Source organism: Sphingobacterium sp. HSC-15S19 (assembly GCF_050433745.1).
GTDB classification, from domain to species: domain Bacteria; phylum Bacteroidota; class Bacteroidia; order Sphingobacteriales; family Sphingobacteriaceae; genus Sphingobacterium; species Sphingobacterium siyangense.
This window is the reverse complement of record NZ_JBNPWQ010000001.1, coordinates 95046-120215: the sequence shown is the minus strand read 5'-3', so window position 1 is coordinate 120215 and position 25170 is coordinate 95046. Positions and strand designations below refer to the sequence as shown.

Genomic DNA, 25170 nt, shown 5'->3' with positions numbered 1-25170 from the left:
TTTTGGGTCACCAGAAATGACTCAAATGTCTAAAAATCAGTTTATTGTAGTTGTTTGTTTTGATGCTTTTTGTACCTGTTTGATACAAGGTTTTTGCCGATTGGTGCCCCCTTTTCATATCAAACCAAATCAGATAGCACCAAAACACGGATATGCAACCATTAAAATTAGTTGATATGAACACACAGCATTGCACATTCGGGGTTATCTTTTACCTCAAGAAACAGAAAACAACAACGCAGGGAACGACTCCCATCTATGCGAGGGTAACAGTGAACGGAAAACGTACGGAAATATCCGTCAAACGTTCCATTGCCTTATCGGGATGGGATGTAAAGAAAGGCTTGGCAAAGGGAAGCCGTCAAGAGACGGCAGAACTTAACCGCTTTCTTGACCGCTTCAAGGCAAAAATCATTGATGCCTACCAAGAATTGGTATTATCGGGCAGTACGGTAGACGGTGCGGTCATCCGTGAGCGTGTAACGGGGGCTTCAAAATCAGAGCCAACGCTCGGCGGTCTAATGGAGTACCATAATAATGAGCAGGGGAGCAAACTTGCACACGGTACGATGAAGAACTATTATACCACGCAAAGCTATATCAAACGCTTTCTGAAAGAAAAGTACCGCCGTACAGACATGGCACTTTCGGAACTAAGCTATACGTTTATCTCCGATTTTGAACATTATCTGCGCAACTACAAACCGAAAGACCATCATAGACCGTTGAACAACAACGGTATCATGAAACACATCGAGCGTCTCCGCAAGATGGTAAACATGGCGGTCACGATGGATTGGCTTGCAAAAGACCCGTTTGCGAAGTTTAGGAAACATTATGACAAAGTGGAACGTGAAAGCCTAACAAAGCAGGAACTTGCCAAGCTCGAAAAGAAACGGTTTAGGGTTGAGCGTTTGCAACAGGTACTGGATATGTTCCTGTTCAGTTGCTATACAGGACTTGCATATATAGACCTTGAAGAACTCACGCCCGATAATATCATTACGGGCATAGACGGCGACCTATGGATATATACAAGTAGGGCAAAGACGGACACAAGTGTCCGCATTCCCTTGTTGCCAAAGGCAAGGGAACTGATGGGAAAGTACCGAGATGACCCGAGGGCAATCAGCAACGGTACTGTATTCCCCGTTATCTCCAATCAGCGGATGAACGGCTACCTAAAGGAAATAGCGGAGATATGCGAAATAAGCACAGACCTTACGTTCCATATCGCACGGCATACGTTTGCCACTACCGTAACTTTGAGCAATGGAGTGCCAATAGAGAGTGTATCGAAGATGCTCGGACACACGAGCATCCGAACCACGCAGATTTACGCAAAAGTGGTGGAACAAAAGCTAAGCGAGGATATGCAGAACCTAAGGGAGCGCATGGCATCGGGAAGCTAAAAAGACCTCCGTTCCCCGAAAACCATCAAATTTAGTGTAATTTATTAGGGTAGTCCAATTGGGGCTACCCTATTTTATGAAATGTCAATATTGTTTTCTTTTATAATGCTCTTTAACAGAAAAACAAGTCGTTTTTGAGATTCAACAAGTTCTTCGATCAGTTTTACAAGTTTGGTAAGATGCCTTAACGAATCTACACTTGGATGATATGGCCTATTTTCTTTTTTACATGTTAATATATCAGTCGGTTTGGTCGACTAGTGTAACGGCATCATCAGATTTGAAATCTCTTACGGCTAGTGTGAGTAAATAAATTCCAAGATAATTTTTTATAGCAAGTACATGTGTCATTGTCACTGCAGTTTCAGGGGGGACATTATTATTTAGTAAATAATTACCCAAAGACATCGTCTGGTCATATGTTTCGCTCCCTGCTAATAATCCTTTGATTTGGTTAAACCCCACTGATTCATAGTCTTCTGGTTTTTTTAGTTTTTGGTATTTGATAATGGTTTTCCTATAGCATCTAAATAGAATAATAAAAATGTCCAGTTCGAATCTTAAATGTACATCATTTTTTGCGATAAGAGACAGGGAATGCATATAGTGCTGAAAGGGTTCAAAGTCGTGAGTATTATAGCTCTTCAACATGTATCGGTTAACGATCTCACTTAGATGCAAATGCTGAAGGCTTAAAGGAGCCCGGCTTTCAGGCCATTTTAGGTTGGTGACTAGACCAAGCTGAACTTTTTTATTGCATTCTAGGTCGCGGATTCTTTCATAATATTTATCTAGGTCAACATTGGTATTCCACCAGAACACCCCGTTGGTAGCGATATTTAACGAAGTAACATAGACTCTACACACAAAATAGCCATAATGCCATAAAGACGTAATAGACACTTGTTTACTTAGTAATACATTTATAATCAATATGTTGTTATCTCCTCCCTTATTTAACTGAAACATCTCGGAAGTTTTATTATAATCAGTCAGAATAGCGGGTCGTATGGAATGAAGAGAACTAATCACCTTAATTTTAATTTCCCACTTTTTTGTGTTTTCTTCTTCGTCATTGAATTCGGCCTTTCGCCCAAGCTCTTGCTTCAATAATTTTGTTAGCTCTAAATCCTCTTTCTCGAATTTTTCAATTATCCACTTGACCCATAGCTTAACATCCCCTTTTTCTATTAGAGCTTTTTGGCCTTCTTCCCCGAAAATAAATGATCTTTTCTCCGGCTTGTCACTATAAGCCATAAACTTAGTCAGTTCTTCGGAAGGCTCTCTATTTGTTATTTCATCTGTTTTAGCCATCTCCAATCTTGTTGTTACAAATGAAAGCAGTGTTTGCAACTCCTCGTCGGAAATCTTTTCGTGGGCAGGTAAGCTATCGTCAAGTTCGGTATATAGTGATTGTAGTCTTCTTTGATGGATATGGCTCGCAAATGATCTGTTCTCATTCAAATGCTTGGTAGTTAGTACTTCTTGACCCATAAATGGCCACCATATTGCCCAAAATATTTTTTTGACGTGTTCGTCAATAACTAGAAGTCTATCCTCGCTATTGGATTTTTGAGCGTTGCAATAGTTGAACCAAGCAATAGTTGCTTTGCCAATCTCTTCTAATGATAGAGTGCATAAATGGTAAGCAATGTGATTAGCAGTAACCAAAGTTTTGGCTGATTCCAACGCTGTATGTGCATTTTCAATACACAATTTTCTAAAAGAGATAAAATGGTCTAAGCTGTTCATATACTCTTATTTGTTGTTGCCAGCAAGTTACCTAAATAAATTCTTTCCAAGTTTCTGTATCACTTTTTGTTTTGGATTTTTCTGATTTGCTCAGCCCAGTTAAGCTGCTAGGGAGAAGGAAAAGGAAGAAACAACGCTGGTTGAATATTACAATTTAAAGGTTTTCAAACGAAGGCCGTTCGTGCAATATTGGTTGATAAACATTTGTTGGGGGTGTAAAGCGCTCTTATTCATATGAAGCATTAAAAAAAGTATTTTACCTTTTTGGCTACCCAGTTAGTTTGTATTGCTTATTTTTGATTCTGAAATGATGTTTAAAAATCGAACCCTTACACAAATAGCCGATATGATCTGTGGTAACTATGCCCCCGAACAATCCTACTTTGTTTATCGCAGCAGTAAGTTTTTGACAGAGTTTTTTGGTGATGCTGGAACAGAATATGAACATGATGGGTCTACAAGAGGTATTTGGGTTACTGAAACATTAAAGGCAATTCTTTCAGAACCAACTAGTAGTACTGATTTGCCAAGCGATGTTTTTTTGCGAGTAATCCAAAACCTTATGGATCCGTCTGATGCTCTCAATGAAGACAACCGAAGAGTTAACGCGCTCGAGATGCTAAATAATGTGCTTTCAAGAGAAGGTTTTGAGGCTTTTTACGCAGAGGATAGGAAGTGCTATTTAAAACATAGTGCTTCTAACAAAATTCTTAAGGCATCAGAAAATCCCCATAGACCTCTGACAAGAGCAGAGGTAAAGCGCAGGGAGATTTTGCAAGCATTTCTCAATATTTGCAGTGAAGATACCCTGATAGAAGATGTACTGCTACCCCTTTTTCGGCAACTGGGGTTTTATCGTATCACAGCACCGGGACATAAGGATAAAGCTCTGGAATATGGAAAAGACATATGGATGAAGTTTATGCTTCCCACACAGCATATGTTATATTTTGGAATTCAAGTAAAAAAAGGAAAGTTAGATTCTGCAGGAACTTCAAAATCAGGCAATGCCAATATAGCAGAAATATATAATCAAGTTTTAATGATGATAGGTCATGAGATATTTGATCCAGAGATTGGTAAAAAAGTTCTAGTTGATCATGCCTTTATCGTAGCGGGTGGTGAGATAACAAAGGCTGCTAAGAATTGGCTCGGTGGAATGTTAGATAATTCCAAGCGAAGTCAAATAATGTTTATGGACAGGGAAGATATTCTAAACTTATTTATCGTTAATAATTTACCGCTCCCACCTTCATCGCTACCTGTCTCTGAAGTCGAGGACAACGATGATAGTTTGCCTTTTTAAAACACTCGTTATGTTTATTTTATATACTGAACGTGTAAATCTATAACAATATGATTGAGCCCTTTGATGAATTAGATTGGACAATGAGTTTCTTCGACAATGCAATCGACTTGCATATTGAAGAAATAGACCGTGTCAGAAATTTTGTTTTTCTATGGAACATTTTTGAAACATTTGGTTGTAATAAACATTGTGACATAAATTCAATAGGAGCGATTGTTGAAGAGATAAACAACAGAGAACTTATCCAAAATGAGAGTTTCGCTACTTATATTGACTATTTCTCTAACCGATATTATAATCCAAACGGTGACACCAACTATAGTGTTGAAGGATTACAATTTAGAGCATCTAATAACGATCAGAACGCAAAAAAACAGGTCATTGCTGTGTTGACAAGACAACAGACTGAGCCCAAAGAGGTCTTGAAAGCACTCTTATTCATTTTGTATCGATTTAGAAACAATCTTTTTCATGGCAATAAAGAAATTGTAAAGTTAGACACGCAGATTGATAACTTCATCAGTGCCAATGGCATTTTAAGAGAAGTACTTACGATTATGAAAAGAAACCATTTGACAATTTAAGGTTTTGCGACCGCCACAATCCAATAGGCCTTTTCTACCTTCATTGCTTGCCACCTATTGGAAGAGATCTTTGCACCTAATATTGCTTCATAGTCCACCAGAAAGTTCGACATTTCCCAACTTTCCTCTAATTATCAATACAACTATAAACCGATATTCAATCCATTTGATAAATGGGCAGAGGAAATAGAAGAAAACTGGAAACTTTACGAGCGTTTATTAAAAGGGGAATAGAAAAGACAGAATTACAGGAAAAGCTACTTGAAAAAGCAAATGAGAAATACCTTTCCTATTTTTTACAATTGGCCCTTTATATGGTATATTTATCTGTTCACCAACAGATAAAGTCCATGAAAGACCGTACTTATTTCCGCACACGTCCACGCTTTGGCAAAGCACACATCTATGATATCGGTATGCCTTTCTTTTGGTGGAAAGGACATTATGACCTACATTTCCTAAAAAGGCTTTACGAACGCACACAGGATGAATTTGGGGCGTACTATGACCACCATCTGCAGTTCTTTTTGCAGGAGAACAAAGAAGCGTCCGAAAGCGAATTTTTCAGACACGTGAACGAAATTGTGAGCGATGAACTTAACAAGCTAATAGCAGACGATAAACGGGAATCCAAATCAAAGCACAAAAGCATCGTACAGCAGAAAAAAAAGCTAAGGGCATTCCTTGACCATCTCGCTTCGATAGACCAATGGAATACCACCAAGACAAAAGACGAAATTATAGCAGAAAAGGAAAGCGAAATTAAGGAGTTAAAAGAAATCGTGGTGCAACTTACCAAAGAACTCAAAGAAGCTCAAAAACTCGAAACCGAGGGTTACATCGACATCCCCGAGGGCTACGTTTTAACGGTTGTCGACCTTTTTGTGAAATTAAGGAAACAGGAGTTAAAGGACGGACGTGAGTTGGTTTTCTCCCAATTTGCTACGGTATGGGTGAAGATGATATGCCGATACTTCCGAGAAGACAAACAACCCATTAGTACCGATACTATAAAACGGTATTTTCCGGCAGACCTCAGAGATTTGAAGAAAAAATATGCCGAAATACCATCAAAAAATAAGCTTTTCGACATCGTTCCAACAAAAAAAAGACGTTTGTAACGATAAACCTTTAAATCAACCTAAACCTAGACAATTTCTTAACTTTCTGAAAACCAATACGGAATCATATCAAAAATGACCATCCGTAAAGCAACGGTCATGACCGTATTACCCTATTCCATTCCTTTGTGCCAAAAGCGGACGGAAACATACCATTTGTTTCCGTCCGCAGGGTAACAGGTTTTTTAACGATAACACAAAGGAGGAAAGATGAACGTAGAGCTTATCACGAGGGATGACCTCGAAAAATTCAAAAAGGAACTGTTGGAGGAAATCAGAAAGCACAGTCCCCACCCAAGAAAACACGGACAGGAGCCGAGGGCATGGCTCAAAAGCTACGAGGTGCGCAAGTTGCTCGGCATATCCGCAGGCACGTTGCAGAACCTACGTGTGAACGGCACATTGCCGTACAAGAAAATCGGCGGACTGATGTACTACAAGTACGAGGACATCCAAAAGCTGATGGAGGGAGGTGAAGATGGAGAATAGCATCTGCAAAGAGCGGAAAGGGGGTGAAATAATGGTATATCGAAACAATGATATAATGGTAAATCCAGCTATACAGTTAGCTACTTATCTGTCCGTGCAGATAAGTAGTGACCAAAGGCAGGTTTCCAGCTGGAAAGATTTTCGGAAAGAACACCGGAAAGACAAGCAATCCGCAGTCAGTTCTCCAAAGGTAAACCTTTGTCGCCCTGTAGGGAGCAAGTTTATTTTTTTGCAATGCAAAAAACCGTTTCCCCACGCTCCGCAGTGTGGGGAACGGCGGATGCTCCCGATGGTCGCAGTCCGTAAACTTGGGGAGGTTTGTCAATGAAAAAATTGGCAAAGGAAAAAGGCATGGACGGAAAAACACGCAAGCGTGGCCGTCCGAAAAAAGCCATCACCCGAAGCGTTTCGCTCGTGGTCAGGATAACCCCTACCGAACGTTTGACGATTGCAGGGAAAGCGAGAAACGCAGGCTTGCGGATAAGCGATTGGTTTCGGCAGTCCGCAAAGACTGCCATAATAAAACCAAGGCTGTCAACAGAAGAAACAGAACACTTGCGCACGTTGTCGGGCATGGCAAACAACCTTAACCAGTTGACCAAACTTGCACACAAGGGAGGGTTTGTGTCAATCATGGCGAGTCTGCGCAGTTTGCTGAACGAAGTGGAGTGGTTAATGGAAAGGATTGGTAAGGATGATAGCTAAGGTAATTACGGGCAAGAGTTTCGGTGGTTGCGTGCGCTACCTGTTGGAACGAGAAAAGTCGTTTGTTCTGGATTCGGCAGGCGTTAGGGATTATGAAGTGAAAGCCACCATTGCCGACCTCAACGCACAGCGAAAGATGCGCCCACAGCTTGGCAATGCCGTGGGGCATACCGTGCTTAGTTGGAGCAACGAGGACGGGGATAAACTTACCTTAGAGAAGATGGCAGAACACGCAAGGGAATACATGGAGAAGATGGGCATCAAGAATACCCAGTACCTTCCGTACTGCATACGGATAAAAAACACCCACACGTACATATTGTGTACAATCGTGTGGACAATAACGGCAAGACCATTGGCAACTATAACCATTGGCACAAGAGCCGAAAGGTATGCAGGGAAATGACAGAATATTACGGCTACCATCTCCGGCAAGGGCAAGGCAAAGGTAAACAGGCAGGCACTTCGTGGCAATGATAAACTACGTTATGCCATACACGATGCCCTTAAATCCGTCATGGCGAAAGCCACCACATGGAAACAGGTGGAAACGATGCTTGCAAGGCAGGGTATCGACATCCATTATAAGTACCGTAGCGGTACAAGCGAGGTGCAGGGCATTTCCTTTGAAAAGGATAATGTGAAATTCAAAGGCTCGGCAATCGACCGCAAATTTAGTTTCGTCAGTATGGAGAAACAGTTAAGCCACAATCGGGGAACGGAAATATTACAGTCCGCTACACTTGCCGACCAGATAAGGGAAATGCTACAACCGCAGGAACAGCGGTCGGAAACATACGAAACGGGAATGGGCTTGCTCGGTGACCTATTGAATATGCCCGCCTCGATAGAACCCGAGCCCGACCCTATGTGGCGCAGGAAAAAGAAGAAGCCGGAGGAAGAAAAATCAAGAGGAATCAGCAGATAAAACACGAAAAAAATGAACGAACAGGAATTACAGAAGACCCTAAAAGACCAACAGGATATAATGGTGAGTATGGACGAACGTGTGCAACAACTCGAAAAAAGGCAGTCCGAAACCAAAGACTACTCGGCAGAACTGGCCGATATAGGCAAGAAATTGGAAAGTAATATAAAGGATGAAACGCTTGTCGGACTGAAAGCATCCATCCTAAAGTACGCCAAGGCAACCGATAGCCTTGTCACCGCTTTGGACGAACAAAAGAAGCTGATAAATGAAATGCCACAGCGGATAAAGGTCGATGTGGAGCATCGTATCACAGGACGACAGCGACCGTATATTATTACGGGTGCTGTATTGGCACTTGTATCGGTACTTTCTCTTTTCGCCAGCTTTCAGCTTTGGCGATCAAACTCCGCTCTGCACGACAGCGACATCAAAATCCGAATGGTGAGGTTGTTTTATCCACAGGTGTCATTGGATATTGATTCCATTTATAACAACAATCCCAAACAACTTAAAATTTGGGTAAAGCAGGAGGAAGAAAGATTAATTGCTATTAGAAAAGCCGAAGAAAGCGCAAGGCAATCCACGCAGGACGCGGAGCGAGCAAAAGAAAAATTGCAACGGCTGAAAGGTGAGGACAAGCAAAGCGGGAATCAATAGGTTGTTTTTATTTTCTATGATGTTTATTTAAGAGGGCTTAAGGTTGTAAATCCCATGTTCTGCTAACATTTTGAACGGGTCAAATTGGGAATACTCTCCTATAACAATATTGTCAATGGGCAGTAATGACTCAAATGGAAATCTTAGCCCTCTTTTACCCTTTTTAAAAGCATCATACCCCCAAGCGATTAAGAGGTTTCATTATATTTTCTTACAATATACACGGGGTCTATAGCTTGGTAAGTAAATATTTGCCATTCTAATTCATCGTAAAATTTTTTTTCATCCATGGAAGCTATTTCTTTTATAAAATCATAATCTAAAAGATTACTATCCATTTGGCAAACATTGTTGATAAGATGCTTATGAAACATAAAGGATAATCCATTTTGGCTCGAAATAAGGTTTATCTCTTCATAATTCTTTTGAATCAAGGCTTCATGTCGAGGTCTTTTTCCTAACTGAAAATAGAACACGCGATGATCCAAGAACCATGGTGTTTTGGTTTTTATTGGAATAATATGGTAGTGATTCATACTCTTTTGTATTATTAAAATAAAACTGGTTCAAGCAAATATGAGCTATAAATTATTGTTCATTATAAAGGCTTGATATTAGCCAAATAATATCCGAATTATTTTTGATAAATTACCATAATAAAAGAGGATAAAAGCAAGTGTCCAAAGAATAAAAACCAAAAATATTTAGTATTCTTGTGTGACAACAACCATTTGTATTAACAGTGGGCTGTAATAATAAAGAACTAAGACCGAAACCGACAATATGCCAAATGAAAATCTAATTTTAGCAGTCTCAGCAGACGGAAAAGAAATAGATGTTAAACATTGTCGTGAGTTTTTGAAAACGAAAGACAAAGAGAAACTTGCGAACTTTATATATGATAGGCTTTATGGACGCTATATAAGACCATTTGACTATACATCTGATGATTATATAAAAAATTATAAAAACGGATTTGCAATAATGACAAGCTGTTGTTTGTTGATTGAAACATATGTTTCATTTACAGATAAACAGTTCAGAAACACAGACAAGCAAAGTGGTAAAACTTTTGGACATTTTTTTACAACCGAATGGAGATTTTCTGAGTTAGCAACAGGAGGAAGGAAAGCAGATGGCTCCCTTGCAAATAGAAACGATGGAGGACTCCCTAACGACTTTTTTGAACATGTAAGATGTGGAATCCTACATAACGCAGAAACAAGGAATAATTGGATAATTACAAGAAAAAGAACTGCAAAGTATTTCGATCCAACAAACAAGACTATAAATGCTACAAAGTTTGCAAATAGATTGAAGGCAGTGTTGAATGATTATAAAAAAAGATTAATGAATGCTGATTTCGACAAAGATGATATTTGGGTAAATTTCAAGAATCGTTTGAAAGATTTAATCGACAAATCATAAATGGCAATAGTATGATAGTTATTCAGACTGTTAAAACAAAAATGAAAGAATATTTACAATTCACCTTTTGCAAATAAATATCGGATTATTCAAAGAAATTGGGGTGAAAACCCTTTTAAAAGTTGGTTTTCGGTGTTTTACATTAATAGTGGATGAAACATTTGGAAGATAATTGATTATATTTGGGAGATTAAACTTTAATCATCATCAATACGTATAAAAACTAAATGGTCAAATTTATTTTAGTTGATATTGTGCCAGAGTATCATTCACGTGATCCGCTTTTTAGCACATTTGGTGGCACACGACATATTCCCTTATATGAGGTGTTGGACATCTTTGATAATAAAGAAGATGCACTTAAAGAATTAGATGAAATTAATTCAGCTCCAGGAAAACAACCAAGAGTTTTAGAAAAGCCCATTCATAGTGACCGACGTAAAGCCAAACTTTATATATGCAATTGGGATGTCGAGAAATATGAAAACGCGAAAGGTGCTTATTTTTATACTGTTTCTTTTAATAAAGATAAGGAAGGCATTGTTAGAAATTATATAGATAGAGAGCAAAGCAATTTTGAAAATCCATACAAGATTAAAATTCGAAATAGACAATTAATAATTACAGTAGTGGCTAAATCAAAAGAGGAAGCTTTAAATAAGGCAAATGAAGCATTTTTTGATTTTATATTTACTTTCGGAAATAATTTGCTTAGTTGGTTAGAGAAATAGATTAATCAAAAAGATATAAAACCTAAACTTGATTTGACAATTTCCTTGTTTTTTAAGAGAAATCTACAAAATAAAACAAAATATTTGTAACCGATTGCTTCCTTTTGTTATTTGTAGAGTATTTGTGTCAGTAACATGCCAAACCAAAAAACCGTATCTTATATAGCATTAGGCACAGGTAAAGAAATATGATTATTTTTGGAATAATCTTAAAACCGCATTCAATATGCCCGAACAGCAGAATATAGAGTATAAAGAGAGTTGGCACGATGAATACCTTAAGTGGGTTTGCGGTTTTGCAAATGCACAAGGAGGGGTGATTTATATCGGGAAAGACGATAATGGAGATATTGTTGGCTTAGAAGGTTATAAGAAGTTGATGGACGATATTCCCAACAAGATTCGTAATGCAATGGGGATAACCGTTGAGGTAAATTTGCACGAGGAAGCAGGGGAATATTTTATTGAAATCGTTACCCACCCTTATTCCGTACCTATTTCATTGCGTGGTAGATATTACTATCGTAGTGGAAGCACCAAGCAGGAATTGACAGGCGCATCACTCAACGAGTTTTTGTTGAAGAAGTCGGGCAAGACGTGGGATGATGTGATTGAACCACGAGCAACTTTTTATGATATTGATGAAACGGCAGTTGCTAAGTTTTTGGTAATGGCAAAAGAAAAAGGACGCTTGCCCGAAGTGGACGGATTAAGCACCCAACAACTTTTTGACAAGCTACGCTTAACCGAAAGCGGGCAACTAAAGCGTGCCGCATTAGTTCTTTTTGGCAAAGACCCAGGTAAATTTTATCCAAGCATTAATGTTAGGATTGGTCGTTTTAGAGATGAATTGGATTTGGTATTTCAAGAGAGCGAAGAAAATAACATCATCAATTTGTATCAAACTGTTTTGAACCAAATCAATCATAAATTCATTGTCAAGAACATTACGTTTGAGGGAATGCACCGAATTGAAACGCCCGAATATCCACGTGAAGCAATGCGTGAGGCTATTTTAAACGCTTTGGTGCATCGCAATTATATGGGTGCACATACGCAAATTAGAGTTTACGATGATAAAATTACTTTTTGGAACGAGGGCGGTTTACAAAGTCCTTTAACTATTGAGTCATTAAAACGACCACATTCATCACGACCACGCAACGTCCTTATTGCTGATGTTTGCTTTAAAGGCGGTTTGATAGATGCTTGGGGACGTGGTACAATAAAAATCATAGAAGCTTGTAAACAAGCCGGACTTCCCGAACCCGAAATTATTGAACGGGACGGTGGTTTGTTGGTAACACTTTTCAAAAATAGCATGACTACCGAACAATTGGTTAAGCTTGGTCTAAATGAACGGCAGTTAAAAGCAGTTGAATATGTAAAAGAGAGAGGGAAAATTACGAATAAAGAGTATCAAGAGATAAATTTAGTTGCCAAACCAACCGCAACCCGTGATTTATCAGAGTTGGTTGAATATGGTATTTTTAGAAATACTGGAAAAGGAGCAGGAAGTTATTACGAAATAATTGGCTCATAATTGGCTCAATTGGCTCATGATTGGCTCATAATTGGTTCTTTTGGATTATAAATAGTATTCTAAATGAGTGATAAGCTATCTTTTGAGAAAATTTCTATTCGACCTACAGAAGAATGTGTACGAAGATTAGGTTTGGAAACAGATTATAAAATTGAATCTGATTTTGAAACTATTAATGGCATTGACTGTACTCTGACATTTAATAAGTCTGAATTTCGTCTTGGAGCGAAAGACTTAAATCGGAACTTAAAGAATGAGCCATATATTTATCAGAGAGTTTGCTATGGGTTTTGTGAACGATTTTCAATTTTTGGGGATAATACAGGGTATCTAATCGAAAGAGGGATGAAAACGTTTAAAATGAACCATTCCGAAGAGTATGCATATAGTGGAACTATTTCTGAACTTAAGCCTCTTGCTTTTGATAATGAGGCGAAATATTTCTTTCGGTGTATTTTCGGCTTTCCAAGTACTTTGGAAGCTAATTTGATTTCATACTTTATCACATCTCCGTTTGAAACGGAATCTGTTAGGTATGCTGGAGGATTATTGAAAATCCTTGTAAAAGGTGTTCGGTTGCATATTTATTTGTCAAAGATTAATGATGACAATTTTTTGATTTTCGATACTTTTGATAAATGCTATTATGAAAAGTTTGAGAAGATTGTTGAGGCTATCTCATTAAACTATCAATTGTTGAGTGGTGTTAAGGTGAGGGAAAAAAGACTTATTTTCCGTAGCGAAAATGCAGAGTTCGAAAGCCCTGTATTGCATTCATTTAAAAAACTTAAAACTGATGTTAATGGTTTCCCGTCTCTACTTATGCCCAGAGATCTTCTTAGTTTCTACCCCTCGTTGGAAAAAAAAGAACGGTATTTAAATGGGGAAATATTTGCAAAACTGGTTGAACAATCGTTAGATGACATAAGGATTTTAAGGGTAATATCCATGATTGTTAATAGTTTTGAACTTCCTCTTGAAATTAAAGCGTCAACTTATTGCGTTGGGCTGGAAACGTTTAAGGATGTAATACTATCCGAGAATTCAAACAAAATTAATCCGATAAAAGATAAAGGTGTTTCAAAAGAGATAAGGGAGCGTTTCAAAACCATTATAGATGAATACTCTGAAAATGCGTTTAATAATAGACAGGCAGTTATTAGTAAAATAAATAATCTAAATCAGACGACTAATTCCGATGGCTTTATAAAAATGTTTGAAGTGATTGGTATTCAGCTTACTGAAGCTGATGAGGATGCTATTAGTAAGAGAAATGACTTTTTACATGGTCGTGTACCATTGGAGAGTGTTGATGGAGATGATAAAATGCTACATTATATAGTTTACAGTTTACACTTTTTATTAATTGCACTAATTTTAAAAAAAGCTGGATTTAGTGGGTATTTGTTAGAGTTAATTAATTTCGAACAAGTCAAAAAGGGAGAAAGCCCTTTCAGGTTGATATGATTAAAAAGCTTGAAAACGAGATGTGATGGAGCTTATATTTTTATTTATTCGGTGAATAACGCCATGATAAAGCCAGAATGAAGCCAAGTCGTTTTCCCCTCGCTCATTAGTGGCTTGCGAAACCCCACCGCTCTTGTCCTGTGCTGTTCTCGCTTTGGCTGTTTACGGAATTGGTTTGTTGACTAAATTCCATGAAAAAAGGATTGTTATTATCGGGGAAGTTTTGTATCTTCATGATAACAAAGTACATTGACTGATTGGAAAAGGTTCTATCAAGAGAACTCAAAAGCCTACAAAGTAGGACATATTAAAGGAGACCTATTCGGTTACCTCTCTTGATAGGTTACTTGCTAACAATAATATAATCAACGATTTAGGGGAGTGGTGGAAAATCCTGCCACCCCGACAACACTAACACTAAGTGTTATCAGAAACCCGCAAATTCTATGGATTTGCGGTTTTTTTGTTTTATTTCATATTATAATCCATAAATATATATCAATGTAAATGTGAGTAATTCGGTAACACATTTGATCAAATAATCGGAAAGATCGAAAATTAGAGTGATCGTAAAAGAACTTTGTTTGCGACAAAACAAAACTTTGTTAAAGTTGCTCTTGATAATATAAATCAAAACCTCCGTTGTAAATTATAGTATAAGCAATTTCTAAACATTGAAGAATTTTTTAGTTCTAATGGACTGATAATATTTGTTTAAGTTTTAATTTGCAATACCCCCCCTAATTCGAGTACTTTTTGCAATCGAAAAAAAACACCCCAAAAGCTATCATCAAGCTTTTGGGGTGTCGTAGATTAATTTACTATATATTATTCCTAGTTAAATTTAAATTTAACACCGAACTGCATATAATATGTTGAAGAAATTGATTCATTTGGTCGGTTAAGCGCCTTAATCGCATCTCCATTAGCATAACCTAAGTTAAAAGTAGGGACTGTAGTACCATTTGCTTCAACCTTAGCAATATTCGTTGGGGTCAATAAAATATTGTTATTAATCTTATAAGTACCCCAAGAAGAATTAAATAAATTACCAATATTCATCACATCCCAGAAGAATTCTAATGAATTATTTCCGCCACCGATTCCTCTAAATACTTCTTGTGACAAATGGAAGTCAAACTGGTGTCTCCATGGTGCAACAGCGCCATTACGTTCAACATACTTTCCTTTGTGCTCGCGAAGGTATTTATCACCATCCACTAAGCCCCAAAAAATATCAGATTGTTCTTGAGCAGTGTAGGCTTTTTTACCGTAGTTACTGTTACCAGCTGCGATATCACTAAATTTCAATTCTGAAGCATCTTTCGGGATGTAGATTAAGTCATTATTTTGACCATCACGATTAAAATCAGAACCATAATAGTAAGAGAATCTGCCCATTGAGCTTCCACTATAGAATAATGTCATCGAAGTGTTCAATTTACCAATCCAATTGTTGGTGTAAGTCACAGATCCCATTAAACGATGAGGAACAATATTGGTAGTATATCCCAGTTCAGGATTATTGGAGTTACCGTTTGCTTGAAGAGGAATAGACCATAGGTTTTGAATTTGATCTCCAGCTCCATCACCGTAATTTTTAGCCCCACTATAGGTGTAAGCAATCATTCCAGAGAATCCTTTGTCGAAGCTTTTTTGCAATTGAGCAGTCACCGAGTAATAATGTCCGCCTTTCGCATTGGTCATGTACGTTGGAATAAATTGTCCCGTAGATCCTTTTACCGGTTGTCCTTTTGAGTCAATTGTATATAGGTATTTATCCGCATTTGCATTCGGGAAAATAAATCTAGTATCTCCATATCCAGCGATATTCATTGCCGTCGGATCAACCAAGTTTACATTTTTTGCAACTACAGCATTAATATCTTTATTATAGATAGCCTCTACTGTACCGACCATTCCCCAAGGTAGTTTGTAATCAACTGCGACACTTGATTTCCAGGTTGAAGGAAATTTAAGGTTAACATCCATCGCTGACATGTTACCAGGCAATGAAGTACCAGCAGCATCAGGTTTAGCTGGGTAATTCGCTTTAATATCTGGGCTAAATGATGGCATATTTGCATCGCCAGCAGCATAAGTCTTTGTATATTGAAGCATACCAGAATCTCCTGATTGAGCAACGATCCAAACAAAAGGAATTCGACCAGTAAATACTCCTGTACCTCCACGAACAATAAATGAACGATCACCATTAACATCATAATTAAATCCAAAACGCGGAGATACCATTACTCTTGTTTTAGGCATCGCACCTGTATTTAGATGAAGTCCGTTAGCAAATTCTAAGCTCTGCAACAGTGGGTGAGTTTTCATTTCTGAAACATCAGGATACGTTGGAAGTTCTAAACGCACTCCCCCCGTTAATTTCAGTTTTTCATTTACGGTAAACTGATCTTGCAGATAAAGTGACCATTGGTTAAACTTGAAGCTTGGCATAGCCTGAGAACCATCTGCGGTCAACGGATAAGTCAGCGCATAGTTTACAGCAGGTTTGCCACCAGTAAAATCTTCCCAAGAGTTATACATATAGTAACCAGCACCAAAACGTTGGAATCCGTTTACAGTACGCGATGTCTCAAACTGAAGACCTCCAGTAAAATAATGATCGTTCAAGGTATAGTTAGCGTCATAATTTGCAGTCCAAGTTTTGACCGAGCGAAGGTTTCCGTACGTAAACGGATCTGTTCCAAAAGAGGTAAGTACGTTACCACCTGTACCAGCAATACCATCACGTATATCTACTAAAGGAAATACACTTCCTGAGACACTTCTAGGCTCATCTTGGTTTACATAAGAGAGACGAGCAGAATGATTCAAATTACCAATCTTTCCATTATATTCGGCTGTCGCGGAATATAAGTTTGTTTCTTGAAAATAATTCGAGTTTTGAAAACTTAAAGCATTATTTCCAGTTCTACTCATTGGATACACTTTTGTATCAATATTAGAACCACTAAATGAAGAACTCAAATTAGAAGGAGATTTCCCTTTAACTTGGTTGTATCTAAAATTGATTTTGTGATTATCAGCAATGTTCCAGTCGATACGAGCAAAAATCTTATCATTATTACTTTTCGAAGAATATCCTTGGTAAGCACCAGGATCATAACCGTAAGTATTTTTCAAATAATTGCTCACTTCATCCATAAAAGCAACTGTAGGTCTTGCAAAATAACTTGTAGTTCCATAGTCAGATTCTTTTACAGAAGCAACTTTGGTCGGCCCTGGTTCAGTTTGCTTCAATTGTTCAACATTCACAAAGAAGAATAACTTGTTTTTAATAATTGGACCACCTAAACTTACACCATACTGTTTTACACTTAGATCATTAGGTGTAAACACCACATCATTTACACGAGTTCCTTGTTGTTTATCAGAACGACCACTATAAAAAGCTGAGCCAAAGAAATCGTTACGACCAGAACGTGTTACAGCATTAATAGACGCTCCTGTAAAACCTGATTGACGAACATCAAACGGAGTTACATTCACTGAAATCTGCTCTATCGCGTCAATAGAAATTGGAGAACCATTTGCTGGAATATTTTGGCCAATACCAAATTGGTTATTGAAATTCGCACCGTCAACAGTGAAATTATTGGCACGGTAATTTCCACCACCAATTGCAGTCCCATTAGCCTGCGGAGTTAAACGGGTTAAATCATTTACACTTCTCGTAATTGTAGGCAAATTTTCGATCTGACGACGCCCAACAATGGTAGATGCTCCATTTCGCTCTCCTTTTAAAACACCAGCTCTTGTAACAACTACTTCTTCAAGATTAGTCGCTGAATCGCCGAAAACAGGATTTACTACGAATGGTTCACCTAATTGCAAATAAACATCTTCATACACGATAGGCTGTTGTCCTACATAGGTTACTTCAATTTTGTAGGGTCCGCCAACACGCATATTAGCTAAGTTGAACCGACCTGCAGCGTTAGCCGAGCCAGAATAAACAGTTCCTGATGGCACGTGCGTAGCTTTAATTGTTGCTCCCGATGTGAACTGTCCGTTTGACTCTTTTACAATACCTGTAACGCTACTTGTTGTAACCTGAGCTTGTACAGCACCATAACTAGCCATAACAAGAGCGAAAAAGAGTAAAGATCTTTTCATATAATGTGATTTGTTAAAAAATGTTAAGCAAAATTACTAAGAGATTTCAAATTACAAAGGACTTAATATAAACTTAACACACTAAACCACACATACTTCATGAAATACAGGCGATAATTACTATATTAACATACAATTTATCAGCAAAAAAACGTTGTAACATGTTTTAAACCAGCATTCCCCTTCACACAAACTGTTCTAAAAATAATTTTCCACATCAAATCCGCAAAAATCTTTTGTAACAACATTCTTCCATTCGGAATTTAACTTTTTGAAATTTTTTAACTAATTTCCTGTCAATCGAGACTTTTATTAAACAACTCAGTTTCTTGTCGGATTTGAGCCACTATAACCTATTCTGATCGAAAAAATCAAAACGATTGTATAGACGTGATGGTTTATATAAAAAATGTTTCAAAAACCGAGAACTTTTCAGAAATTCGCGCACCTAATAATTTATGCTTCATGGAAGACGGTATTCAAAATTCTTCTTTTCAAGAACCTGCAGACATTAAATTGTCTCCGGCAGGACTCTCCTTCTTGGCTTCAGCGGCCAAATGGGCCAATTTTTTAGCCATTGTCTGTTTTATTTTCATCGGCATTTCTGCCATAACCATGGTCAGCCTAATCTTTGGAGCCAGTGCATTATCACTCGGAGCCGACGAATATGTAACAGCAGGGGCCTTATCCACATTCGGGGTACTTTATCTCTTATTTCTTGCTTTCTTCTGCCTTCCCATCTATTTCCTTTATAATTTTGGATCAAAAGCGAAAAAAGCAATCGAGAACCGCGATAGCATCCAACTCGAATTGTGCTTAGATGCACTCAAAAAACATTACAAATTTATTGGCATCATAGTCATCATCACTATCGCCTTTAATTTTATGGGGCTAGTCGTTGGTGTCGTGCTCGGCATTAGTGATGCTTTTGCAGGCGTATAATACAACCATAAATAACGCTTATAAAAAAGCGGAGTATGCTAGGTGCATACTCCGCTTTTTTATTGTATTGATTCTTTATTTTTTATAATATTTCATCGCGTTTGGAATCAATTTCTGAATATCCGCAATCCGTCGCTCATCACTCGGGTGCGTACTCAAAAACTCTGGCTGCCCTTTTTGACTACCCGAAGCCATACGTTTCCAGAAATCTACAGCCTCATTTGGATTATAACCTGCCAAAGCCATAATAATCAAACCTGCTGCATCCGCATCCGATTCATCGCTCCTCGAAAATTTCAATTGCGCCAGGTTTCCACCTAAACCATACAGATTATTAAAAACACCAAGCGTACTGTTTCCAGACACCCCTGCTGCTGAACCTAAAATCTGTCCTCCCAGCTGTAAAGCAATCTGATTCGAAGCCTGAGCTACAGAATGCTCCTCAATAGCATGGGCGATCTCGTGCCCCATAACTGTTGCCAACCCCGCTTCTGTACGTGTTACCGGCAATATTCCGGTATATACCGCAACTTTACCTCCAGGCATACACCATGCATTCACATCATCGCTCTTCACCAAATTAAACTCCCAGTTGAAGTTAAATTGATTTGCGCGACCTGTACTTTGCAAATACTGGTTAACCGCCGTTGCAAGCTTGTTACCAACGCGTTTCACCATGGCTGCATCTGCAGTTCCGGTTACTACTTTAGCATTATTTTTCGATAAAAAATCTTTATAAGCTAATGCAGCTTGCTGGTTCACTTGATCTGCGCTGACCAATTTCAAATATTTTTTCCCTGTAACAGCTGAAGTTGCGCAACCTGACAGCCCCGATGCCAGTGTTACACACGCTAATACCATAGCCGAATATTTAAACACTCCGTTCATATGTATATATTTTCTTTCAATGGCCATATGGAATATCCGTGCGCTGGTGATCGGCCTTAAGCTTTTCCAACATGGATATTTCACAATAAATTATTAAATACGTTATAGCGGATGCAATTATTGTGCCTATTCTTTTTCCTTCGGCTTTTTCTTAAAGAGATAAATCTTGGATTCATGCCCCTTTAACAGACGCTCTATATTCTTTTGGTGGGTAATTAACAACAAGATACAGATGGCTATCCCATAAAGCAGCACAGAAGGTATGGTTGTTTTAAAAATAAAGGCCAAACTAAAGGGAAATGCAAAACCTGCTGAAATGGACCCCAGTGAAACATAATGTGTTGTCAGCAGGATGATGATAAACACAGAAACACAGACCAAAGCGGCAGGTGTATGTATGGCGAGGATCATACCACACAGTGTGGCCACCCCTTTTCCACCTCTAAATCCCGCAAACACAGGAAACAAGTGCCCCAATACCGCAATAACGCCAAGTGCCAACTGAAAGTTGACAAATTGGACATCACTCGTATTTTGTCCCAGTTCTATTAAATAAGCCAGGTTTGTTGCTGTCCAGCCTTTAAATATATCTACAAACATCACGATCGATCCCGCTTTAGGGCCCAATACGCGAAAGGTGTTAGTCGCCCCAGCATTACCGCTACCATACTCACGAACATCTACCCCATAAAATGCCTGTCCCAACCAAACTGCTGTAGGTATGGACCCAAACAAATAAGCTAGTAATACTGCAGTTACTAAATAAATCGATATCATTAATTAAATCAGTTCTTATATTAATTTGGCCTTCAGACTAAGATCCAGGCTCCTTACACTGTGTGTCAAAGCACCTACTGAAATATAATCTACCCCAGCCTCCGCATACGATCGGATCGTGTCGAAAGTTATTCCCCCAGAGGCCTCTGTCTTAAATCGATGGTCAATTAGCTGAACAGCTTTGGCTACATCCTGCGGCGAAAAATTATCTAACATGATTCGGTCCACTTCGCCAAAGTTAAGAACTTCATCAAGCTCCGCAAAATTTCGGACTTCAATTTCTATTTCTATTGGTTTATTTAGGGTCTTTCTGTAATCATTTGCGCGCTTTAGAGCCGGTACAATACCGCCACTATAGTCCACATGATTGTCCTTAATTAAAATCATATCAAAAAGACCAAAACGATGATTGGTCCCACCTCCTATACGAACGGCCTCTTTCTCCAATACACGCAATAAGGGTGTGGTTTTCCGTGTATCCAAAACTTTCGTATCCGTACCTTTTAGAAGGTCTACATATTTTCGGGTAGTTGTCGCAATGCCGCTCATACGCTGCATGACATTCAGCACCAAACGCTCTGCCAGCAAAATACTTTGGATATTTCCCCTCACATAAAAAGCAATATCACCTACTTTAACCTGACTTCCATCGTGGATAAACACCTCGCAGGTCAACGTATCGTCAATATAGGCAATAATCGCCTGCGCCACTTCGACCCCTGCTAAAATACCGTTATCCTTAACAATCAATTTGGCTTCACCTTGCGCCCCAGCCTCAATCGTAGAAAGTGAGGTATGATCACCATCGCCCAAATCCTCCGCGACAGCCTGTTTTACAAACTGGGCCAGATAGTCCTTGATTTCCTTCTCCATAAATACTATTTATTGGGCTAAGATGTGGAATAATTTTTTAATCGAAAAATAGATTTATAAAAAAAGCATCGCTAGCTTTAATTTTTGTCGATTCTTAGCTCTTCAATCGAATGGTTATTATTTCCTACGCCGATCTTAATAAAGACACGATAGTTTGTTTGTTCTGTAGCTAATGTAAATGTAAAATATTGATAGCCATTGTTCGCATTGCTGGCTTGCGTCAATTTAACAGTCTTGGGTTTATGCTGATTAAAAAATGCCGCCAACATGATTTCTGACTGATACTTTGTGTAGACGCCATTCTCCCCCAAAATAGATAAGGTTAAGTTTGAGCCGAAATACTTGGCCATATTTTTTGCATTACCTTCTTTCAAATACGATTTCAGTTCCTCTGAAATACTTCCTAAAGAATCATCATCACCTGGCAAAGCTACCTTTACCACTGTATTTACTTCTCTTAAATAATGCCCGAAGGCCGCAGTGTGTACAAAAAGACTATTAATAAGTATAAATGCGCAATAGCTTAAAAATTTCATATAGCTCAACATATTATAGAACAGCTTCTATCATCCATATCAATCATTAGGTAGTTCTGCTTTTTAACCAAACATAAATTATGCCACAAACCTATAAAATTATTAGGGATTAACAAGGGAACTTTTTAAGATGCGTTGATAGATTCTAAAATTAAGATTATCTTTGTTATACGATGAATAAGAAAAAAGTTGCACTCATGATCCTAGACGGACTAGGATATGGAAAACATGATAAATCAAATGCAGTTGAAGCTGCAAACACCCCATTTTTAGATCATTTATTAGAAGCTTATCCAAACTCAAGCTTAGAGGCTTCGGGTGAAGCTGTCGGCTTACCTGCTGGACAGATGGGAAACTCGGAGGTTGGTCACATGAATCTTGGCGCCGGAAGAATCGTCTATCAAGAATTGGGTCGTATTCACAAAGCTGTCAACGACGGCGTATTCAATACGGATCCTATCATTCAAGACGCATTTAAATATGCATTGGAAAATAACAAAAAGGTACATTTAATCGGATTACTTTCCGATGGTGGTGTACACGCACATACAAAGCACTTAAAAGGCTTATGTGATGCTGCAAAACAGGCCGGCTTGACAAGTGACCAAGTTTTTATACATGCATTTTTAGATGGCCGTGATACGGATCCAAACTCCGGCATTGGTTATGTTAAGGACCTACAAGACTATTTAAAGACGACAACAGGTACTTTTGCCTCTGCAATCGGTCGATATTATGCGATGGACCGCGATAACAGATGGGAACGTGTAAAATTAGCCTACGATCTTTTAGTAAAAGCGGAAGGTGAAAAATCCAGTGACCTTGTTGCATCGATCCAAAAATCATACGACGAAGGTGTAACCGATGAATTTGTAAAACCAATTGCATTGGTAGACTCAAATGGTGCGCCAGTGGCAACAATCCAAGAAGGTGATGTTGTATTCTGTTACAACTTCAGAACAGATCGTGGCCGCGAGATTACAATTGCGTTGACACAAAAGGCATTTCCAGAATATGATCTACAACCATTAGATCTATATTATGTGACAATGACATCTTACGATGAAACATTCCAAAATGTCAGAGTCGTTTTCCAAAAAGATAACTTGACCAATACTTTGGGTGAAGTGTTAGAAGCAAACCATAAAACACAAACGCGTATTGCCGAAACAGAGAAATATCCGCACGTGACATTTTTCTTTTCAGGAGGTCGTGAACAACAGTTTGAAGGTGAAAACCGCTTGTTGGTTCCATCTCCCAAAGTAGCGACTTACGATCTTCAACCGGAGATGTCTGCCAAAGGAATTACAGAAGCTATCGTCAACGATATGGAGACCCTTCAACCAGATTTTATCTGTCTGAATTTTGCAAACCCAGACATGGTAGGTCACACAGGTGTTTTTGACGCTGTCATAAAAGCGGTAGAAACTGTTGATCAATGTACAAAAACGGTTGTTGAAACAGGCCTTAAAAATGGTTACTCCTTTATTATTTTGGCCGATCATGGTAACTCCGAGTTTATGGTCAATGAAGATGGATCACCAAATACGGCACACACAACCAATTTGGTTCCGTGTATCTTAATTGACGATCAGTATAAGAAAATAGCAGATGGTAAATTAGGTGATATTGCCCCAACCGTCTTACAACTTTTAGGCGTCAATATCCCCGTTGAAATGACAGGAAATGTATTGGTATCAGAATAATAATTTACTTAAAAATAGCGGCAGAGCACTTTCCCTTCTTATGGGCAGTGCTCTGCTTTTTTGGAGCTGTGGATCTCCATCCGCAACAAAAAAAACACAAAAATCTACAGCTATATTTTCTGTCGATTCGTTTTTTAATGCCGAAGTCAATCGCTTGCAGCAGCTCAATCCCGCAGTTCTGAAATCTGTCAGCAAAGACGGTGAGAAAGAGCAACGCGAACTAAAAATTGGCAGCTGGAAAAATGAACTCTCCGCTTTTCAAGCTGCCGATATCAGCAAAAACTTCGATCCATCACTCTATGAAGTCAAAGCAATAGACTGTGTGACAGAATTTACAGCTAAAAAGAAAGAACTACAGATACAGAAACTACGCATCGAGTTTGACAAAAACGAAAAGGTAAAACACATCCATATCGATAAAACGATAACAAATACCTTATACGATAGTCAAGAAAAATTAGACTATTACAGCGACTCGCTGTATCGAATTGTCAAACTGCAAGATGTCCAAGGCTTGGATGCCAATCAATACGAAATTGAAGGCAAGTTTATTCCTTCCAAAAAATAGACCGCCTGATCAGCACCATACACAGCCCTCAAGAATAGCATCCATTTTTGAGGGCTTTTCTGCAAATTCAATTTATCTTTTAAGCGGACATTTATACAGTGTCACAACAATAATAAATGCAACACAATTGCTTTATATTTTATTTTCCTTATCTTTGACCAGATTAACAAAATAACTCAACGGATAAATGGGTTTAAACGTAGTGATTTCAGCGTGAAAGATATCTCATTGAACAAATTCGCAGCATTCATGCTCTTAATGACCTTCTTAATTGGTCAGTTCATTGTGTATACCCATGCGCATCCGCAAACTGCACTCAGTATCGTAGACAGTCCTGCAAAAAAACACCATGCAGACCATCCGAAGTGTTCCATCTGTGACCAAAATTCACATCCACAAATTGTTTTTCATTTTACGCTACGCGAATTAATACTCCCGACACAGCAAGTTGAATTTGGCCTGTTTATCACGGGAGATCAAATTATTCGATCACTGCTTTCTGGTAACCGTGGTCCCCCCATCGCTTAATTTTTACATAAGTCCAATAATGTCACTCCTATATTCTTCTCATTATTGCGACAAACAACTTCATAAAAGTTTTTAGGACT

23 protein-coding genes and 1 pseudogene are annotated in these 25170 nt (G+C 38.4%); 17 read left to right on the top strand and 7 right to left on the bottom strand.

From position 1 onward, the window contains the following. Window positions 1–176 precede the first annotated feature (176 nt). Window positions 177–1412 (top strand): site-specific integrase, encoded by a 1236-nt coding sequence (locus L1283_RS00535; protein ID WP_286775123.1) that lies wholly within the window; start codon window positions 177–179, stop codon window positions 1410–1412. A 240-nt stretch (window positions 1413–1652) separates the two neighbouring features. Here the strand turns inward: L1283_RS00535 and L1283_RS00530 are convergent, their stop codons facing one another. Continuing rightward, window positions 1653–3164, bottom strand: coding sequence for an AbiV family abortive infection protein (locus L1283_RS00530; protein ID WP_429625610.1), 1512 nt, complete (start codon window positions 3162–3164; stop codon window positions 1653–1655). A gap of 307 nt (window positions 3165–3471) precedes the next feature. Here L1283_RS00530 and L1283_RS00525 point away from each other — a divergent pair, with 307 nt between their 5' ends. The 8 genes and pseudogenes from L1283_RS00525 to L1283_RS00490 all read left to right on the top strand — a co-directional run bounded on the left by L1283_RS00525 (window position 3472) and on the right by L1283_RS00490 (window position 8960). Further along, window positions 3472–4470 carry a hypothetical protein gene (locus L1283_RS00525; RefSeq protein WP_201638767.1) on the top strand — a complete coding sequence of 333 codons (999 nt, stop codon included), beginning with the start codon at window positions 3472–3474 and terminating at the stop codon, window positions 4468–4470. Window positions 4471–4520: 50 nt separating this feature from the next. Then, on the top strand, window positions 4521–5057 hold the full coding sequence (locus tag L1283_RS00520) for a hypothetical protein (RefSeq protein ID WP_201638765.1): 537 nt from the start codon (window positions 4521–4523) through the stop codon (window positions 5055–5057). A gap of 173 nt (window positions 5058–5230) precedes the next feature. Next, window positions 5231–6178 (top strand): hypothetical protein, encoded by a 948-nt coding sequence (locus tag L1283_RS00515; RefSeq protein WP_201638763.1) that lies wholly within the window; start codon window positions 5231–5233, stop codon window positions 6176–6178. Window positions 6179–6388: 210 nt separating this feature from the next. Then, on the top strand, window positions 6389–6667 hold the full coding sequence (locus tag L1283_RS00510; protein ID WP_286775121.1) for a helix-turn-helix domain-containing protein: 279 nt from the start codon (window positions 6389–6391) through the stop codon (window positions 6665–6667). Window positions 6668–6991: 324 nt separating this feature from the next. Continuing rightward, on the top strand, window positions 6992–7372 hold the full coding sequence (locus L1283_RS00505) for a plasmid mobilization protein (RefSeq protein WP_201638759.1): 381 nt from the start codon (window positions 6992–6994) through the stop codon (window positions 7370–7372). Beyond that, a pseudogene (locus L1283_RS00500) lies at window positions 7362–7849 on the top strand (relaxase/mobilization nuclease domain-containing protein). The gene L1283_RS00505 and the pseudogene L1283_RS00500 overlap by 11 nt, the downstream one beginning before the upstream one ends. Then, a complete protein-coding gene (locus tag L1283_RS00495) occupies window positions 7785–8300 on the top strand; it encodes a hypothetical protein (protein ID WP_429625689.1) in 516 nt (171 codons plus the stop codon). Before L1283_RS00500 ends, L1283_RS00495 begins: the two are co-directional and overlap by 65 nt. 12 nt (window positions 8301–8312) lie before the next feature. After that, the gene (locus L1283_RS00490) at window positions 8313–8960 is read left to right on the top strand and encodes a hypothetical protein (RefSeq protein ID WP_201638754.1); all 648 of its coding nucleotides are present in this window, start codon (window positions 8313–8315) and stop codon (window positions 8958–8960) included. Window positions 8961–9148: 188 nt separating this feature from the next. Here the strand turns inward: L1283_RS00490 and L1283_RS00485 are convergent, their stop codons facing one another. Continuing rightward, a complete protein-coding gene (locus L1283_RS00485; protein ID WP_429625609.1) occupies window positions 9149–9496 on the bottom strand; it encodes a hypothetical protein in 348 nt (115 codons plus the stop codon). A gap of 247 nt (window positions 9497–9743) precedes the next feature. Between L1283_RS00485 and L1283_RS00480 the strand changes: the two genes are divergently transcribed. From L1283_RS00480 to L1283_RS00465, 4 genes are all read left to right on the top strand, one after another. Beyond that, window positions 9744–10388: a hypothetical protein gene (locus L1283_RS00480; RefSeq protein WP_201638750.1), complete on the top strand. Its 645-nt coding sequence runs from the start codon at window positions 9744–9746 to the stop codon at window positions 10386–10388. Between the two features lie 227 nt (window positions 10389–10615). Then, window positions 10616–11119, top strand: coding sequence for a hypothetical protein (locus L1283_RS00475; RefSeq protein WP_201638749.1), 504 nt, complete (start codon window positions 10616–10618; stop codon window positions 11117–11119). Window positions 11120–11345: 226 nt separating this feature from the next. Next, window positions 11346–12662, top strand: a complete 1317-nt coding sequence (locus L1283_RS00470) for an ATP-binding protein (protein ID WP_429625608.1) — start codon at window positions 11346–11348, stop codon at window positions 12660–12662. Between the two features lie 63 nt (window positions 12663–12725). Next, window positions 12726–14129 (top strand): HEPN domain-containing protein, encoded by a 1404-nt coding sequence (locus tag L1283_RS00465; RefSeq protein WP_429625607.1) that lies wholly within the window; start codon window positions 12726–12728, stop codon window positions 14127–14129. Window positions 14130–14963: 834 nt separating this feature from the next. On the opposite strand, the gene L1283_RS00460 is transcribed toward L1283_RS00465, so the two are convergent. Further along, window positions 14964–18239 carry a TonB-dependent receptor gene (locus L1283_RS00460; RefSeq protein ID WP_429625606.1) on the bottom strand — a complete coding sequence of 1092 codons (3276 nt, stop codon included), beginning with the start codon at window positions 18237–18239 and terminating at the stop codon, window positions 14964–14966. A gap of 498 nt (window positions 18240–18737) precedes the next feature. Between L1283_RS00460 and L1283_RS00455 the strand changes: the two genes are divergently transcribed. Continuing rightward, on the top strand, window positions 18738–19214 hold the full coding sequence (locus tag L1283_RS00455; protein WP_147420988.1) for a hypothetical protein: 477 nt from the start codon (window positions 18738–18740) through the stop codon (window positions 19212–19214). Window positions 19215–19289: 75 nt separating this feature from the next. On the opposite strand, the gene L1283_RS00450 is transcribed toward L1283_RS00455, so the two are convergent. The 4 genes from L1283_RS00450 to L1283_RS00435 all read right to left on the bottom strand — a co-directional run bounded on the left by L1283_RS00450 (window position 19290) and on the right by L1283_RS00435 (window position 22288). Continuing rightward, entirely contained in the window at window positions 19290–20102 is an 813-nt protein-coding gene (locus L1283_RS00450; protein ID WP_075994938.1) for a M48 family metallopeptidase, read from the bottom strand. A 126-nt stretch (window positions 20103–20228) separates the two neighbouring features. Then, a complete protein-coding gene (gene plsY / locus L1283_RS00445) occupies window positions 20229–20879 on the bottom strand; it encodes a glycerol-3-phosphate 1-O-acyltransferase PlsY (RefSeq protein WP_075993893.1) in 651 nt (216 codons plus the stop codon). A 15-nt stretch (window positions 20880–20894) separates the two neighbouring features. Next, complete coding sequence (gene nadC / locus L1283_RS00440) at window positions 20895–21752, bottom strand: carboxylating nicotinate-nucleotide diphosphorylase (protein WP_088162618.1); 858 nt, start codon at window positions 21750–21752, stop codon at window positions 20895–20897. Between the two features lie 77 nt (window positions 21753–21829). Then, window positions 21830–22288 (bottom strand): DUF4783 domain-containing protein, encoded by a 459-nt coding sequence (locus L1283_RS00435; protein WP_157698559.1) that lies wholly within the window; start codon window positions 22286–22288, stop codon window positions 21830–21832. A gap of 173 nt (window positions 22289–22461) precedes the next feature. Here L1283_RS00435 and gpmI point away from each other — a divergent pair, with 173 nt between their 5' ends. From gpmI to L1283_RS00420, 3 genes are all read left to right on the top strand, one after another. Continuing rightward, a complete protein-coding gene (gpmI, locus tag L1283_RS00430) occupies window positions 22462–23994 on the top strand; it encodes a 2,3-bisphosphoglycerate-independent phosphoglycerate mutase (RefSeq protein ID WP_429625604.1) in 1533 nt (510 codons plus the stop codon). After that, entirely contained in the window at window positions 23975–24562 is a 588-nt protein-coding gene (locus L1283_RS00425; protein ID WP_429625602.1) for a hypothetical protein, read from the top strand. Before gpmI ends, L1283_RS00425 begins: the two co-directional genes overlap by 20 nt. Before the next feature lie 213 nt (window positions 24563–24775). Continuing rightward, window positions 24776–25090 carry a hypothetical protein gene (locus tag L1283_RS00420; RefSeq protein ID WP_157626199.1) on the top strand — a complete coding sequence of 105 codons (315 nt, stop codon included), beginning with the start codon at window positions 24776–24778 and terminating at the stop codon, window positions 25088–25090. Window positions 25091–25170 lie beyond the last annotated feature (80 nt).

Bases quoted from the DNA above. Each gene is read 5' to 3' on its own strand.
- L1283_RS00535 (WP_286775123.1), top strand. From the start codon at position 177: ATGAACACACAGCATTGCACATTCGGGGTTATCTTTTACCTCAAGAAA.
- L1283_RS00530 (WP_429625610.1), bottom strand. From the start codon at position 3,164: ATGAACAGCTTAGACCATTTTATCTCTTTTAGAAAATTGTGTATTGAA.
- L1283_RS00525 (WP_201638767.1), top strand. From the start codon at position 3,472: ATGATGTTTAAAAATCGAACCCTTACACAAATAGCCGATATGATCTGT.
- L1283_RS00520 (WP_201638765.1), top strand. From the start codon at position 4,521: ATGATTGAGCCCTTTGATGAATTAGATTGGACAATGAGTTTCTTCGAC.
- L1283_RS00515 (WP_201638763.1), top strand. From the start codon at position 5,231: ATGGGCAGAGGAAATAGAAGAAAACTGGAAACTTTACGAGCGTTTATT.
- L1283_RS00510 (WP_286775121.1), top strand. From the start codon at position 6,389: ATGAACGTAGAGCTTATCACGAGGGATGACCTCGAAAAATTCAAAAAG.
- L1283_RS00505 (WP_201638759.1), top strand. From the start codon at position 6,992: ATGAAAAAATTGGCAAAGGAAAAAGGCATGGACGGAAAAACACGCAAG.
- L1283_RS00490 (WP_201638754.1), top strand. From the start codon at position 8,313: ATGAACGAACAGGAATTACAGAAGACCCTAAAAGACCAACAGGATATA.
- L1283_RS00485 (WP_429625609.1), bottom strand. From the start codon at position 9,496: ATGAATCACTACCATATTATTCCAATAAAAACCAAAACACCATGGTTC.
- L1283_RS00480 (WP_201638750.1), top strand. From the start codon at position 9,744: ATGCCAAATGAAAATCTAATTTTAGCAGTCTCAGCAGACGGAAAAGAA.
- L1283_RS00475 (WP_201638749.1), top strand. From the start codon at position 10,616: ATGGTCAAATTTATTTTAGTTGATATTGTGCCAGAGTATCATTCACGT.
- L1283_RS00470 (WP_429625608.1), top strand. From the start codon at position 11,346: ATGCCCGAACAGCAGAATATAGAGTATAAAGAGAGTTGGCACGATGAA.
- L1283_RS00465 (WP_429625607.1), top strand. From the start codon at position 12,726: ATGAGTGATAAGCTATCTTTTGAGAAAATTTCTATTCGACCTACAGAA.
- L1283_RS00460 (WP_429625606.1), bottom strand. From the start codon at position 18,239: ATGGCTAGTTATGGTGCTGTACAAGCTCAGGTTACAACAAGTAGCGTT.
- L1283_RS00455 (WP_147420988.1), top strand. From the start codon at position 18,738: ATGGAAGACGGTATTCAAAATTCTTCTTTTCAAGAACCTGCAGACATT.
- L1283_RS00450 (WP_075994938.1), bottom strand. From the start codon at position 20,102: ATGAACGGAGTGTTTAAATATTCGGCTATGGTATTAGCGTGTGTAACA.
- plsY (WP_075993893.1), bottom strand. From the start codon at position 20,879: ATGATATCGATTTATTTAGTAACTGCAGTATTACTAGCTTATTTGTTT.
- nadC (WP_088162618.1), bottom strand. From the start codon at position 21,752: ATGGAGAAGGAAATCAAGGACTATCTGGCCCAGTTTGTAAAACAGGCT.
- L1283_RS00435 (WP_157698559.1), bottom strand. From the start codon at position 22,288: ATGAAATTTTTAAGCTATTGCGCATTTATACTTATTAATAGTCTTTTT.
- gpmI (WP_429625604.1), top strand. From the start codon at position 22,462: ATGAATAAGAAAAAAGTTGCACTCATGATCCTAGACGGACTAGGATAT.
- L1283_RS00425 (WP_429625602.1), top strand. From the start codon at position 23,975: ATGTATTGGTATCAGAATAATAATTTACTTAAAAATAGCGGCAGAGCA.